This is a genomic window from Streptomyces sp. NPDC050287, assembly GCF_044459385.1.
GTDB lineage: Bacteria > Actinomycetota > Actinomycetes > Streptomycetales > Streptomycetaceae > Streptomyces.
Genome location: NZ_JBITIY010000001.1, coordinates 1,144,714 through 1,159,159 on the forward strand (window position 1 = coordinate 1,144,714; position 14,446 = coordinate 1,159,159).

The window sequence follows — 14,446 nt, forward strand, 5'->3', positions numbered from 1 at the left end:
CGGGAATCCAGGATGGTGTCGTGTGACGCTGAGTGCGAGATCCCTGTTGCCGGTCAACATCACCCTCGGCGTGCTGCTCGTGGTTCTGCTCACGGTGGCTGCGGGGGTCGCCTACTGGTTCCACCTGTCGCCGGACTCCTCGACCAATCGACCACGGGAGATCGTCGTGGCGGGTGTGCGTGCGGCAGTTCAGCTCGCCGTGGTGTCGTCGGTCATCACCTGGGCTGTCACCACGGTGGCGGGTCTGTTGGCGTTCCTGGTCGTGATGTTCGCCGTCGCCGTGCGCACGGCGGGGCGGCGGTTGACCAGTAACCGGACCTGGTGGCTGACGGCGGCACCGATCGCCGCCGGTGTCGTGCCCGCGGTGGCCGCGCTGCTGCTGACGGGGCTGGTGCCGCTGGAGGGCATCACGCTCGTTCCGATCACCGGGATCCTCATCGGCGGCACACTGACGGTGACGGTGCTCGCCGGGCGCCGCGCGCTGGACGAACTGGAGCAGCGCCGCGGCGAGGTCGAGGCCGCAATGGCCTTGGGGTTCCTGGACCGGGACGCGCGGATGGAGATCGCGCGCCCCGCGGCGTCCGACGCGCTGCTGCCGGGCCTGGACCAGACCCGAACCGTCGGACTTGTCACGCTCCCAGGCGCGTTCGTGGGCATGCTCCTGAGCGGGGCGAGTCCGGTGATGGCCGGAGCCGTTCAACTGTTCGTACTGATCGCGCTCATGGCCGTACAATCCATTGCCGTCGCCGTGACCGTCGAACTGGTCGCTCGGCGGCGCCTGTTCCGCCCTATGGCCGGCGACCACGTGAACGGCTCTGCTGCGTAGGGCACGAAGAGGGTTCCCATGATGCTGCCGGGACAGCTCGTCCATCCGGCCGGCTGCTCGCGCGGGGTCGTCTCCCACTGCCCGGCCAGTCGGCCACGGGCGCTGTCCCTCTACGCGCCCGACCCCGCCTGCGAATTGGTGGTTCACAGGCGTGAGGCCACGGCTAGGACCCTGCTCGCGGCCGTCTTCTGCAGCAGCCCGTAGGCAAGGACCGGCAGCAGGAGATGCGGCTTGTCGGGCAGTGCGGTGGTGATCAGGACCGCGCTCGCGCTGCTGTTGTTCATGCCGCAGGCGAGCGTCAACGAGGAGGTGGCGGGGGCGTCCAGGCGCAGCAGGCGCGCTGCGGCCCGGCCGAGCGCGAAGGAGAGCAGACAGACGAGCGCCGCCACGACCAGCGCCGCGCCGAACAGCAGCGGGCGTGGGGACGCGAGGAAGGAACCCAGGGCGCCGCTGGCGTTCACATACGTCAGGACGAGCGATCCGACCAGAGCCATGGGCACGACCACGCCCAGCACACGGTCCCGCCACGCCATCGGCAGCACAAGCCGGAACAGGATTCCGGCCGCACAGGGCAGGACCACGCCGACGAGGGCGAAGCCGCCGTGGGCCGTGCGGCCGGTCGCGGTGAGTGTGTTGGCGTAGTCGCCGCTGAGGAGCGGCGTCAGGGTGCTGATGACCAGCGGGATGGTGAGGGGGCTCAGGAGCGTGGAGGCGAGGACGAGTCCCACCATGGTGGGCTGGTCGCCGTCGCTCTTGCCAGCCCACACGGTGGCTCCGGCGGCGACGGGCATCGCCACGATCAGAATCATCGCCGTGACCAGGCCGCTACCGCCGTCCGTGTCGGGGGTCCGGCGCAGGAGAAACGCGACGGCGGGGATGACCAGCAGTGGGATCACCAGGTGCAGGACCAGCCCCGCCAGCAGTGCGGTCGGGCTGCGCAGCAGGCGGCCCAGGTCGCGGACGGGGACCTGGAGCCCGGCGGAGAGGATGACCAGGCAGAGCAGCAGCGGGGCGGTGCTCAGCGGCGGGCCGGTCATGGTGCCGAGCGGCAGGGTGTGTTCCCGGCGCAGCCACAGGCCGGGGCCGGGCACGAGGAGGGCGGCGACGTAGGACAGCGCGACGGCCCGGCCGAGCCGCCGGCGCAGCCAGAACGTCGCCCGGTCAGTGTCCGGGTGGGAGACAGTCGGAGGGTTCAAGGCGGCTTTCTTCCATGGCGGCGGAGGGGAAGTGGCGGGGCGCCGCTATGCGAGGGCCGTGGTCGTGAGTGGTCATGGTCCCCATGGTGCTCGGGTGAGGCGGGTGCGGCAGCCCATGCCGCACGGCCAGTCAGGATGCGTTCAGGTATCTCGTGGCACGGTCGGGCCTCATGAGATACGAGACGTCAGAGACCTCTGTGCCCTCGGCGGCCGGCACCCAGGCGGTGTCCTCCGGTCGCCGGACACACTGGAACAAGGTGCCCGAAGTCACCGTCTACTTCTGGGTCATCAAGGTGCTGTGCACGACGGTCGGCGAGACCGCGGCCGACCTGCTCAACGAGAAGGCCGGTCTCGGCCTGACCGGTGTGTCCGTGCTGATGAGCGCCTTCCTGGCCGTCGTCCTGGTCGTGCAGTTCCGCACGCGCGGCTACCGCGCCGGCGTGTACTGGACGGCCGTCGCCCTGATCAGCGTCGTGGGCACGCTGATCAGCGACAACCTCACCGACAACATGGGCATCCCGCTGGAGACCACCACCACCGTGTTCGCGATCGTCCTCGCGGTCGTCTTCGTGGTCTGGTACCGGCGTGAGCGCACGCTGTCCATCCACAGCATCGACACCACCAGCCGCGAGTCCTTCTACTGGCTCGCCGTCCTGTTCACCTTCGCCCTCGGCACCGCGGCCGGTGACCTGGTCTCCGAGCGCATGGACCTCGGCTACTGGCTCTCCGCGGTCCTGTTCGGCCTGGCCATCGCCGCGGTCGCCCTCGCGCACTTCAAGCTCGGTCTGGACGCGGTGTGGAGCTTCTGGATCGCGTACATCCTCACCCGCCCACTGGGCGCGTCCATAGGCGACTACCTCTCCCAGCCCACCGGTGACGGCGGCGTGGGCATGGGCACCGTCGTCACCAGCGCGTTGTTCCTCACCGTCATCCTCGGCCTGGTCGTGTATCTGTCGGTGACCCGCAAGGACGTGGCGCAAGCGCAGCAGACCGCACGACACGCGGCCTGAGCGGGCACGCGGCAGGCGTTCAGGATGTGTACAGGCTGACGCTGCCAAGATCGGTTCCGGTGATCGCCCCCTCGCGATCACCCCTTCTCACAGGGCGTCCGTCCCCTTCGCGGGGCGGGCGCCCTGCCGTGCGACCGGACAAGGAGCCCCCCACCTTGGAGCAACCGGAAGTCCTCACCGATCTCGACGTCGCGAGCATGACCACATCGGTCATGAAGAAGCTCCCGGAGGTGACACTGGCCTTCTGGATCATGAAGATCGCCGCGACCACCCTTGGCGAGACGGCCGGCGACCTCTTCGCGCAGACCCTCAAGCTCGGCTACTTCCTCACCACGATCGCGCTGTTCGTGGTCTTCGTGGTGACGTTGGCCGTCCAGCTCGGGGCCAGCCGCTACAACCCGTTCTTCTACTGGACCGTGATCCTGTCGACCAGCATGGCCGGCACCACGATGTCCGACTTCATGAACCGTGACGCCAGCGCCAAGTACCTGTCCGGCGGTGCCACTTCGCTCGGCTGGGGCCCTCAGGGACTTGGCCTCGGCTATCCGACCGGCGCCGCGATCCTCATCTCGATCCTGCTGGTCATCTTCGCGATCTGGAAGGCGAGCGGGATGACTTTCCAGATCCGCGACATCGTCACCTTCCGCGGCGAGGCGCTGTTCTGGTCGGCGATCCTCGTCTCCAACACCCTCGGCACCTCCATGGGCGACTTCCTGTCCGACAGCTCCGGCCTCGGCTACGCCGGCGGCGCGCTGCTCGTGACCGGTGTGCTCGCGGTCCTCGCCGCCCTCATGAAGGTGCCCGCGGTGCCGAACGTGCTGCTGTTCTGGATCGCCTTCGTGCTCACCCGCCCCCTCGGTGCGACCGCCGGTGACTTCCTGACCAAGCCGGTCGCCAAGGGCGGTCTGGACCTCGGCACCGCGGGTTCCTCGGCTGTCCTGCTGGCCGTCCTGCTGGGCCTGATGGCCTACGCACAGGTCCGGGAGCGCAGGACCAGCGCCGCGCCCGTGACGGTAGGGGAGCCGGTCACCCAGCAGGCCGACTGAGCCCGAACCGCGGCTTGGGGCGCTCGCCCGCGTGGGGAGCGCCCTTCCGTGTGACAGGGACCGCCGCACGGCATCGCGCGGGCCGGCGCGCGGTCGGGGTGCTCGTTCGTCCGGCGGGTGTGCTTCTGTGTGTGAGGGACTGGCTGGTTGGCATCGCGTCGGTCGGCACGTGTGATCGTCTCCTGGCGGGTGTCCTTCCGCGCTTGAAGAACCGGTCGGCCTGCACACGCGCGACGGCCGGCACACCGCCGAACGTGACGGCAGTCCCGTCGGCGACGTCCTCACGGGAGGCCGCCAGACGGCTTCGGCAGCCGGTCACCCCGCAGGCAGATCGGCCAGGAAACGCGCTCCGGTGGTGTGCCCGGGGGCGTGGGACACCTCGCCGCCGACGGCGCGGGCCAGGCGTCGTGCGAGCGGCAGTCCCAGGCCCGCGCCGTCGTGTCCGTCGTCGTGGTCGGCGCGGCGGCCGGGCTGGAAGAGGTCGTCGACGAATGTCTGCGGTACGCCGGGACCGTCGTCGGTGACGGTGATCCGCACGCCGCCGGGCAGCCGCCGAGCGGACACCGTCACCGTGGAGCATGCGTAGCGGACCGCATTGGTCAGCAGCGGGCTGACGATGCGTTCGAGGAGAGCCGGCGCGACCCCCGCCTCCAGATTCGGATCCGTCACGTCGACGACGGTCTTCACCTGCTCCCGTGCGCCGAGATTCTCTGCCAGTCGGCACAGGACGGGAACGACGGCCGTGGCGCCGGGGGGCGTTGAGGTGTTCTGCGCGCCTTCGCGGGCGTCGTTCAGCAGTGTGTCGCAGATGGTTCGCATGGACTGGGAGGCCTCGGCGATCACCTCGTGGGTGGCACGGGTTTCGGCGGCCGAGCGCGGCCGGGTCCGCCACCAGTCGAGCTCCATGACGATCCGGGTGAGCGGGGTGCGCAGTTCGTGGGACAGCTCACCGGTCAGCTGCTGCTCGTGGCGCAGTACGGTGCGTATGCGGTCCAGCAGCGCGTCCAACGAGGTGCCCAGGCGGGCAAGTTCGGCCGGCTGGTCATCGACGCCGAAGCGTTCGTCGGAGCCGACGGCGCTCCACTGGGTGGCCTGGTCGGTCATGGTGCGCACGGGGCGCAGCGCCCGTCCGACGGCCAGGCGGGTCAGCGCGTAGGTGCAGGCGAGCATGACGGCGTCCAGAATCAGCGAGCCCGTCAGCAAACTGTCCGCCGAGTTGCGGTACGGGGCGAGATCCGCGGCCGTGACGATGGTGGCGGTGCTGCGGTGACGGGGCAGGGGCCGGGAGCACAGGCGGACGAAACGGAGGCTCTCGGTCTCGGCGGTCGTGCAGAGCGATTTCGCCCGCGCGGCGAGCCTGCCGGCGGCGTTGGTCAGCGGGCTGTCGGCTGGGGCCGCCGGCGGCTTCTCCACCAGGCGGGTCCCGGTGTAGATCCACACGTTCGCGTCGAGGAGGCTGTCGTTGACGGTCTCCAGGACGCGCACCCGGGGACCGCTGGTATCGACGGTCGTGGCGACGGCGGCCGCACGGCTCAGCAGTTCGTCGTCCGCCTGGTGCTGCAGGTGCCGGTCCATCACGGTGTTGAACACCACGGTGAGGACGGTCATCAGGAGCGCGGCGGTGGTCAGCGCCACGAGCGAGAGCCTGCCGCGCAGCGTGTGGGGAGCCAGGCGACGCAGGAGACGGTTCATGACAGCCGGTGCCCGATTCCGCGCGACGTCCGGAGGATCAGGCCGCTGCCCGCCTCGCGCAGCTTGCGCCGCAGGCGGCTGAGGTACTGGTCCAACGTGTTGTCGCTGACCTGTGCCCCGTCCGGCCATGCCGCCCTGACCAGGTCCCGGCGGCGCAGGATTCCGCCGCCCGCGGCCACGAGCGTGGCCAGCAGACGGAACTCCGTAGGGGACAGGTCGACGTCGACTTCGCCGACCCTCGCGCTGTGCCGGGTCGCGTCGAGGACCAGATCTCCGGCCGTGGCGACGACCGAGGGTGCAGCGCGCTTGAGCGTGGCCCGCAGCCGGGCAACGAGTTCGGCGAGATGGAACGGCTTGGGCAGATAGTCGTCGGCCCCGGCGGAGAACCCGGCCAGCCGGTCAGTGAGGTGGTGACGGGCCGTCAGGAAGATGATCGGGGCGACGAACCCGTTGGCGCGCATCGCCTGGCACACGTCCCGGCCGTCAGCGTCGGGCAGCCCGATGTCCAGGACGACCGCGGCGATGTCGTCCGTGGCCAGCCGAAGGGCGGTGGCGCCGTCAGTGGCAAGCACGGGCTCGAAGTCCTCGTCGGACAGGCCGCGGCGCAGCACGTCACGAAGTGCGTGGTCGTCCTCGACGACCAGAATCTTGTGGCGCATGGTCCTCCGTCGGATCTTCGGCCGTACAGGTCGTGTCTGAGGCGCACGAAGTGGGCAGCCACCGGGCCACGGCGTACAGGTACAGTCCCAACCACCCGAGGGCGAACAGCCAGCCGCCGACGACGTCGGTGAACCAGTGCACCCCGAGGTAGGCGCGGGTCAGTCCGACCAGCGCGCCCCAAGCGCCGATGACCAGGGTGAGCGGGGTTCTGCCCCGCGGGCCGCGCACCTGGACGGCGATGATCAGCAGTCCCGCGGTGACGGCCGCCGTGGTGGTGTGGCCGGAGGGAAACGCCCATCCGGAGGCATGCGTGCCCCACTCCGACCGGGGCGGCCGGGGCCGGGCGACGAACTCCATCACCCCGTACCGCAGCGCCTGGCCCGCCGTCAGACAGACCAGGCAGAGTGCGACGGCGAGCGCGCGCTGCCTGGGAGTGCGTCCCGCGATGAGTCCGGCCAGCACCGCCAGCGCGAGCGGTACGACACCGGTCCCGGTGGCGGTCAGCCCACGGGCGAACGCCACCGCCACGTCCGGCCGGTGGCCGACGGACCACGAGAGGAGGCCGACGTCCGCGAACAGCGGTATGCCGTCGTGGCCCACCACGACCATGGTCAGCACGCCGAACGCCGTCCAGGCCCCGAGGCCGCAACTGCCGGCCAGATCGGCGACGTCGCTGCGCTTCATGACGCCGCCAGCAGCGGGCGCAGGCGGGTGGCGGTGAGCCGCACGGCTGTGGCCTCCGCCCGCCCGCGCAGCGCGGACATGGCGAACAGCGCAGCCAGGGCTCCCACCACGGCCCCTGCCAACACGTCGTGGGGGTAGTGCGCGCCGACCCAGACCCGGGATACGGCCATCGCGCAGGCCGCCACCATGGCGACCGCGCCGAGCCGGCGGGAGACGAACAGCAGCGCGACGGCAGCCGCGGCGGCGATCGCCGCGTGATTGCTGGGGAAAGACCAGTCGTCAGGCCCCGGACACGCCTCCAGCGGGGTCACGTGCAGGCTCTGGCAGGGCCGGTCCTCGCGCACCAGCAGCTTCAGTACCGCGTCCACCCCGTAGGCGACGACCACGACGAACGGCACGGCGAGCGCCGTCACCGACGCCGTGGCGCCCACCCGCCGGGCCCGCCACCAGCCGACGGCCATGAGCACCGCGAACAGGGCGAGCCCGTACGTCGAACACGCCGACACCGTGTCGTCCAGCCACGGAGGATCGTGCCGGGCGAGCTTCACCACCTCGGTGTATGCCGAGCCGTCGACCGACGAGCCGTCGAGGGCGACGATCATCCGTGCGCCTCCTTCGCCTTCGCGGCCCGGCGCGAGCGCCACACCTCGGACGCGACCGGGATCAAAGACACGGCGACGATCACCGCGACCATCGGCAGCAGATAGCGGTCCACGTTCGGCACGGAGGAGCCCAGCACGTACCCGGCCAGGGTGAGGCCCAGGCTCCACAGCATCCCGCCCGTCACCTGCCACACGGTGAATGTGCGCAACGGCACCCCCAGGGCACCCGCCATTGGGTTCAGCACCGTACGCACCACGGGAACGAACCGGGCCAGCACGATCGCCTTCGCGTACCCGTACCGCTCCAGCAGCTCCTCCGCGCGTTTCGCGCCCTCCTGCAGGCGGGCCGATCTGCTGCGGGCGAGCAGGGCGCCGCCCGCTCTTCGGCCGAGGAGATAGCCGCACTGCGAGCCCGCGAGCGCACCCACCGCCGCGGCGACCAGCAGCGGGGGAAGCGACAGCTTCAGGCCGCGACCGGTGGTGCCGGTGCACAGCAGCCCCGCCGTGAACAGCAGCGAGTCGCCCGGCAAGAAGAAACCGATCAGCAGGCCGGTCTCGGCGAACAGCACCACACCCACGCCCAGCACGCCGAACGCGGCCAGCAGCGACCGGGCATCCAGCACATTGACAGCGAGCTGCGACGATAGGTGCACGGCTGTGGTCATCGTCGGGAGCCCCTTCATCCGGATCGTCGGATGCACCGCAACGACACCCGACGAACGACTACAATTCTGTAGACCGTCTACTGCACTGTAGACGATGGCGGGGTGAGGATCGTTCCCATGACCAATCCGAAGGACGACAGGCGGCCGGCGGGCGAGCTCGAAGCCGCCGTCATGGCCGCCCTGTGGGCCGCCGGAGTACCGCTCACCGCCGGGCGAGTGCAGACGGAACTCGGCTCCGGGCTGGCCCGCACGACGGTGACGACGATCTTGACCAGGCTGCACGAAAAGGGTGTGGTCGACCGGGAACGACAAGGCCGTGGCTACGCCTACTTCCCCATACAGGACGCCCCCGGCCTGACCGCCCGGCGCATGCACTCCGAACTCGACCGGGACACCGACCGGGAGACGGTCCTGGCCCGCTTCGTCGCCCAGCTCAGCCCCGACGACGAGCAGCTTCTGCGCCAACTGCTGGAGGGCGACGGGCGATGACCGTTCTGCTGCTCGTGCCGATGATCCTGCCCTTCCTCGCGCCGACGCTGGCGCGCCGAGCCCTCGACCGTCTCGCCCCCGCCACCGCGCTGTGGGTGCTCACCGCCTCGGCCCTGGCGCTGGCGGGAGCCTGCGTCGCCGCCTTCGGAGCTCTGGTCCTGATCGGACTGCTCAAGGCCCCCGCCTTCGCCGCCCTGGGCAAGCTCGTGCACCCACTGCGCACCCCCTCGGACTATTTCGTCCTCCCCGCGGCCATGGCGGCCGCCGGAATCCTCACCCTCAGTGCCCTCACCCTCGCCCGCTCGGCGTTCCGGCAGGCCCGCGCTTTTCGTGCTGCCCGCACGCAGGCCGACCACCGCCCTGCCGCCGGCGACCTGTGCGTCATCGACTCGCCCCACCCCGACGCGTACGCCCTGCCAGGACGGCCCCACCGCATCGTCGTCACCACCGCGATGCTGCGCAGCCTCGGCCCCGCCGAGCGCGAGGCCCTCTTCGCGCATGAACGCGCCCACAACCGGGCCGGCCACCACTACTTCCTGGCCGCCGCCGAACTCGCCGCCCACTGCCACCCCGCCCTGCGCACCACCCGCGCCGCGATCCGGCTCGCCGCCGAGCGGGCCGCCGACGAGAGTGCCGCCGCAACTCTCGGCGACCGGCGCCTGATCGCCACCGCCATCGCCCGCGCCGCCCTCGCCGGCCACGCCTCCCCGTCCACCCGCCCGGACTTCGCACCCGCGGCGACGACCGGCCCCGTCCCGCAACGCGTCGCCGCCCTCCTCGAACCCCCGCAGCGCCCGCGCGCCGCGCGCCGGGCCGCGTTCCTCCTGGTGGTCTGCGCGGTTCTGTCCGTCGTCGCCGGAACCGCCGGTGTCGTGGATTTCCACCATGAGGTCGAGATCGCCCAGGGGGAGAACGGTCCGTGACCACTTCGCCCCCGGCGTCCGCGACGACCGGAGGAGCGGCCCCGACGAGGGTGCGGTCAGCTCGCCGGCGTTCTTGGCCGGGCGGTACGCACCACGCCGCCCGTCGGCGTCCCGCAGGACGAACCCCTTGCCGTACAGGCGTCTGAGGATCGTGCGCACCGTGTTGTAGGCGAGACCTCTGCCGATCTCGGCCTGGAGGATGTCCGCCGGAGTCAGCGGCCCCGTCCGCAGAGCAGCACTTCGCTCTCCAGCCCGCCTGCGTTACGCCGTTCGGCCCAATGCGCCGCGGACTCCGGAGCGGCGGGCGCGGGGTGGGCGGCCCACCCTTCGCAGCGGCCGGATGCCTGCTGCGACCACGGCGGAGCCGGCGAACACGTAGGCCACCGCAGGTAGGCGCGTAGTACCGCGGTACCACGCGTATGGCGCAGATCAGCCTGCCGGTACCACCGGATCGGAGTGATTCGGCACCTAGCGTTGCCGGTGCGGCGTCGAAGTGACGGACGCCGGAGGCCGACAGAAAGAACGCGCATGATCGACGCACGGCAGTTGACCAAGAGGTACGGGGAGAAGACGGCGGTCGACGGTCTGGACTTCGTCGTGAAGCCGGGCACGGTGACCGGCTTTCTGAGGCCCAAGGGCGCGGGCAAGTCCACGACCATGCGCATGATCGTCGGCCTCGACGCGCCGACGAGTGGCTCCGTCACCGTGAACGGCCACCGATACGCCTCGCACCGGGCACCGCTCCAGGAGGTTGGTGCGCTCCTGGAGGCGAAGTCGATCCACCCGGGCCGTTCGGCGTACAACCACCTCAGGGCCCTCGCACTGACTCACGGCATTCCGGGTCGACGAGGTCATCGATCTCGCCGGACTGGGCAGCGTGGCGAAGAAGCGGGCCGGTGCCTTCTCTCTCGGGATGGGCCAGCGGCTGGGCATCGCGGCGGCGCTGCTGGGCGATCCGCAGACGGTGATGCTGGACGAGCCGGTCAACGGGCTGGACCCGGAGGGTGTGCTCTGAATCCGCAACCTGCTCAAGGGGCTCGCCGACGAGGGCCGGACGGTGTTCGTGTCCTCGCACCTGATGAGCGAGATGGCCCTGGTGGCGGAAGGACGCCCGCCCCGAAGAACTCCTCGCGGGCATCCGCGCGGTCGCTGTCGGCGACGCCGTCATCGCACCCGCTCTCACCCGCCGCATCCTTGACGAGTTCGCCCGGTACGTCCCCTCCCACAGAACCGACCCCTCCGAGGACCCGAGACTCACCTCCCTGACCGACCGTGAGCGCGAGATCCTCGTGGCCGTCGGCAAGGGCTGGACCAACGGGGAGATCGCCGCGCGGTTCGTCCTGTCCGAGTCCACGGTCAAGACGCATGTCGGCCGTGTCCTGGCCAAGATCGGAGCCCGCGACCGCATCCAGGCCGTGATCTTCGCCTACGACCACGGCCTCGCCCGACCCACCGCGGACTGAACCGACGAGCGGCGGCCGGGCATGAGCGGTAAAGCTGGGCCTGACTGACCCGCGATCTCAACGTAGGAGCGGTACCGGGCGACCATCCCGTACCGCGGAACCGAATCCTGCGAAGCCCGTTAGTACTGCGGTACTACGCCCTGTCCTCCTCGAAGCACGCCGGTCGGCGACGCCCTCGCCGGCGGGAGACTTTCCGGACCCCGAGCCGAACCTGCCGACATCATCGGACTAGACCTCCGTGCCCATACCCCCGAGGAACAGCGACCTCCATGAAGCCATGGGCTGCGCGGGGTGACGGCGGCGCCCCACTCGAGCAGCTCATCGAACAGGCTGGGTCGTTTTCTGTTCGGGCAGTTTCCGCCCAGCGCGCACCAGGCCCTCGCGCCCCGGCGCGAGTCCCTCGAAGTCGCGGCCGAACCCTGTCGGCAGCCCCGCACGGAAGCTTCCCGGGCGGCCGGTAGATGGCCCGCGGACGATGGTCAGCAGACACCACCCAATCCCCGCGTCCCCAACGTGTCCCCAGGATCACGAAATGAAGCCGAGGAGACGCTGCCAGCTCGTCGACACAAGCCCTGATCATCAGCGTTTCCGCAGGTCAGCGCGACGACTGCTCGGCGAGGGGTAAGAGTCTCGGCCCGCTTCGAAGTCGCGAGCAGCGGATCCAGTCCGTTCAGGCGAAGTTGACGCCTCGACACCCAAACATGAACGTTTCCGCAGGTCACAGACCTGCACAGGTGGGGCGGGTGGGACTCGAACCCACGGCCGGCGGATTATGAGTCCTTTGAGGATCTTGGCGGTCCTTGCCGATCAACGCTCTTTCATGACGTTTTCGCAGGTCAGATGGGTTAACCTCTGTCGATGCTTCGGAAGCCTTGTCAGTCTGTTCCTGTCCTTGCGGCCTCAACGCGGCCTCAATGAGGCCACAAGGGGCCAGACGGAAGGCGTTCGAGACGATCTTGTGAGCTCGGGAAGGGGCCTCGAACCCGCCCGCAGCGGATTAACCTTCCACCGCCCAAAGACTCGGCCCCGGTCAAGCGAGCGCCGCTCGCGCGGCTTCTACAGTTCACCTCCGCTCACGCGGAGAGCACTCCTGCGCGTCCCGTACGGACTCCGCGCCGTCCGGTTCACCTCCGCTCGCGCGGAGAGCATGCCCACAGCTCCAGTGCGAAACCGGTGTCGCACGGTTCACCTCCGCTCACGCGGAGAGGACGTCCACAGCGTTTCCCACGCGGTGCCTTTAGCCGGTTCACCTCCGCTCGCGCGGAAAGCACATCCGGCGCAGTCCCTCCGTGTAGTTCGTCTGCGGTTCACCTCCGCTCGCGCGGAGAGCACGGCCCACACCTGCAGACGTACGTCCAGTCGAACGGTTCACCTCCGCTCACGCGGAGAGCACACCCACACGTCGGTGCCGGTGGGGTCCCACTGCGGTTCACCTCCGCTCGCGCGGAGAGCACGACCTTCCAGCGCCCACGGACTCGGCCCCGGTCAAGCGGGCGCCGCTCCCGCGGCTTCGGCAGTTCACCTCCGCTCACGCGGAGAGCACCTGAGGGTGGCCGGGTACCAGCGCCGCGACACGCGGTTCACCTCCGCTCGCGCGGAGAGCACCCGATGCACGTCCTACTGCCCACTGATCCCATCGGTTCACCTCCGCTCGCGCGGAGAGCACGAGACCAGCGCGTCGACGCTCGTGCTGTGCGCCTGTTCACCTCCGCTCGCGCGGAGAGCACGAAACACCGCGAACCGAGTACTCAGCGTCCTCCGGTTCACCTCCGCTCGCGCGGAGAGCACTTCTGCCCCGACTCCAGCTGCTTCTTCGTGTGCGGTTCACCTCCGCTCGCGCGGAGAGCACTCGGCCACGTCATCCTCTACTACTGCGTGGGCCGGTTCACCTCCGCTCGCGCGGAGATCACTCGGTGGCCGACAGTCCGGTCCGGCCGATGTACGGTCCACCTCCGCTCGAGCGAGGGCCTGCTGGATGATCGCCCGGACAGTGACCTTCTTCGGTTCACCTCCGCTCCCGCGGAGAGCACGACTCACCGGTGCCGGTACGTTCCATGAGCGTCGGTTCACCTCCGCTTGCGCGGAGAGCACAAGCGCCACCGCACGCTCATCACCGGCGCCGGCGGTTCACCTCCGCTCGCGCGGAGAGAGCACCCTCCTCCTCCCTTCGGGAACTTGGCGTGCACCGGTTCACCTCCGCTCGCGCGGAGAGCTCCGGCTGATGGGCATCGAGGTTGCGGCCGAGTTCGGTTCACCTCCGCTCGTGCGGAGAGCACGCCAGGATCGCGATGGGCTCGCGGCCGAAGATCGGTTCGCCTCCGCTCGCGCGGAGAGCACCTACCCAAGAGCGACCCCCGTTGGGGCTCGTGCGGTTCACCTCCGCTCGCGCGGAGAGCACGTCAAGGCCGGCTACACCCTGTCCGACCGCACCGGTTCACCTCCGCTCGCGCAGAGAGCACACCTGCTGGCCGCTGGTCAGATGCGTCTTCAGCGGTTCACCTCCACTCGCGCGGAGAGCACATCTGGCCGTCCGTACCGATCGGGATCGCGTATGGTTCACCTCCGCGCTCGCGCGGAGCGCACTTGACCTGTTCGAAGCTCGGCTCTTCGTTGAACGGTTCACCTCCGCTGGCGCGGAGAGCACACCATCCCGGTAGCCCCGATGATCACTGCGACCGGTTCACCTCCGCTCGCGCGGAGAGCACCTCATCCCGGCCGCCGACGGCATCACGGCTGACGGTTCACCTCCGCTCGCGCGGAGAGGACATCATGCGGGACGGCTGGTGCCGGGACGCCGTCGGTTCACCTCCGCTCGCGCGGAGAACACGCCCTGCACCGCCTCTACGACGAGGCGGGCGTCGGATCACCTCTGCTCGCGCGGAGAGTATTCCAGCGTGTCCGTCAGCCAGGACGCCCCCTCCGGTTCACCTCCGCTCACGCAGAGAGGCGGCCCTCACCCCGGAACCCCTGTCACCGTCACCGGTTCACCTCCACTCGCGCGGAGAGCACTTGTGCTTCTTCTGGCTGTCCTCCAGCTCGCCCGGTTCACCTCCGCTCGCGCGGAGAGCACACGCTGCCGATGTGGGCGAACGGGTCGCCCCACGGTTCACTCTCACGCAGAGAGGACGGCACGCACCCCGGAACCCCTGTCACCGTCACCGGTTCACCTCCCCTCGCGCGGAGGGGACCA

Annotated in this window: 11 protein-coding genes, 3 pseudogenes and 1 CRISPR repeat array (1 of these 15 cut by a window edge); of the genes and pseudogenes, 7 read left to right on the forward strand and 7 right to left on the reverse strand. The window is 70.1% G+C overall.

Features of this window, described 5'->3' with window-relative positions:
• The first annotated feature begins 22 nt into the window (after window positions 1–22).
• Window positions 23–826: an ABC transporter permease gene (locus ACIBK3_RS05015; RefSeq protein ID WP_399361937.1), complete on the forward strand. Its 804-nt coding sequence runs from the start codon at window positions 23–25 to the stop codon at window positions 824–826.
• A 143-nt stretch (window positions 827–969) separates the two neighbouring features.
• Here ACIBK3_RS05015 and ACIBK3_RS05020 read toward each other — a convergent pair whose 3' ends face one another.
• The gene (locus tag ACIBK3_RS05020; protein WP_399361939.1) at window positions 970–2,022 is read right to left on the reverse strand and encodes a sodium-dependent transporter; all 1,053 of its coding nucleotides are present in this window, start codon (window positions 2,020–2,022) and stop codon (window positions 970–972) included.
• A gap of 170 nt (window positions 2,023–2,192) precedes the next feature.
• Between ACIBK3_RS05020 and ACIBK3_RS05025 the strand changes: the two genes are divergently transcribed.
• Both ACIBK3_RS05025 and ACIBK3_RS05030 read left to right on the forward strand, forming a co-directional pair.
• Window positions 2,193–3,032, forward strand: coding sequence for a hypothetical protein (locus ACIBK3_RS05025; RefSeq protein ID WP_399361941.1), 840 nt, complete (start codon window positions 2,193–2,195; stop codon window positions 3,030–3,032).
• 155 nt (window positions 3,033–3,187) lie between these two features.
• Entirely contained in the window at window positions 3,188–4,078 is an 891-nt protein-coding gene (locus ACIBK3_RS05030; protein WP_399361943.1) for a hypothetical protein, read from the forward strand.
• 315 nt (window positions 4,079–4,393) lie between these two features.
• On the opposite strand, the gene ACIBK3_RS05035 is transcribed toward ACIBK3_RS05030, so the two are convergent.
• The 5 genes from ACIBK3_RS05035 to ACIBK3_RS05055 are packed head-to-tail and all read right to left on the reverse strand — an operon-like array spanning window position 4,394 to window position 8,381.
• Complete coding sequence (locus ACIBK3_RS05035; protein ID WP_399361945.1) at window positions 4,394–5,770, reverse strand: sensor histidine kinase; 1,377 nt, start codon at window positions 5,768–5,770, stop codon at window positions 4,394–4,396.
• Window positions 5,767–6,429 carry a response regulator transcription factor gene (locus ACIBK3_RS05040; RefSeq protein WP_399361947.1) on the reverse strand — a complete coding sequence of 221 codons (663 nt, stop codon included), beginning with the start codon at window positions 6,427–6,429 and terminating at the stop codon, window positions 5,767–5,769. Before ACIBK3_RS05040 ends, ACIBK3_RS05035 begins: the two co-directional genes overlap by 4 nt.
• Window positions 6,383–7,114 (reverse strand): phosphatase PAP2 family protein, encoded by a 732-nt coding sequence (locus ACIBK3_RS05045; protein ID WP_399361949.1) that lies wholly within the window; start codon window positions 7,112–7,114, stop codon window positions 6,383–6,385. Before ACIBK3_RS05045 ends, ACIBK3_RS05040 begins: the two co-directional genes overlap by 47 nt.
• Window positions 7,111–7,716, reverse strand: coding sequence for a phosphatase PAP2 family protein (locus ACIBK3_RS05050; RefSeq protein WP_399361951.1), 606 nt, complete (start codon window positions 7,714–7,716; stop codon window positions 7,111–7,113). The genes ACIBK3_RS05045 and ACIBK3_RS05050 overlap by 4 nt, the downstream gene beginning before the upstream one ends.
• Window positions 7,713–8,381: a DedA family protein gene (locus ACIBK3_RS05055; protein ID WP_399361953.1), complete on the reverse strand. Its 669-nt coding sequence runs from the start codon at window positions 8,379–8,381 to the stop codon at window positions 7,713–7,715. Before ACIBK3_RS05055 ends, ACIBK3_RS05050 begins: the two co-directional genes overlap by 4 nt.
• Window positions 8,382–8,498: 117 nt before the next feature.
• Between ACIBK3_RS05055 and ACIBK3_RS05060 the strand changes: the two genes are divergently transcribed.
• Together ACIBK3_RS05060 and ACIBK3_RS05065 are read left to right on the forward strand one after the other, a co-directional pair.
• Window positions 8,499–8,870 (forward strand): BlaI/MecI/CopY family transcriptional regulator, encoded by a 372-nt coding sequence (locus ACIBK3_RS05060; RefSeq protein ID WP_399361955.1) that lies wholly within the window; start codon window positions 8,499–8,501, stop codon window positions 8,868–8,870.
• Window positions 8,867–9,793: a M56 family metallopeptidase gene (locus tag ACIBK3_RS05065; RefSeq protein ID WP_399361957.1), complete on the forward strand. Its 927-nt coding sequence runs from the start codon at window positions 8,867–8,869 to the stop codon at window positions 9,791–9,793. Before ACIBK3_RS05060 ends, ACIBK3_RS05065 begins: the two co-directional genes overlap by 4 nt.
• Before the next feature lie 108 nt (window positions 9,794–9,901).
• Here ACIBK3_RS05065 and ACIBK3_RS05070 read toward each other — a convergent pair.
• Window positions 9,902–10,024: pseudogene (locus ACIBK3_RS05070) on the reverse strand (BlaI/MecI/CopY family transcriptional regulator); the annotation flags it as partial.
• 297 nt (window positions 10,025–10,321) lie between these two features.
• Between ACIBK3_RS05070 and ACIBK3_RS05075 the strand changes: the two are divergent.
• A pseudogene (locus tag ACIBK3_RS05075) lies at window positions 10,322–10,898 on the forward strand (ATP-binding cassette domain-containing protein); the annotation flags it as partial.
• Window positions 10,897–11,256, forward strand: a pseudogene (locus ACIBK3_RS05080) (response regulator transcription factor); the annotation flags it as partial. The pseudogenes ACIBK3_RS05075 and ACIBK3_RS05080, both read left to right, overlap by 2 nt.
• Window positions 11,257–14,415: 3,159 nt before the next feature.
• Window positions 14,416–14,446: direct repeats of the CRISPR family, unit length 26 nt; it runs 487 nt beyond the window's last position.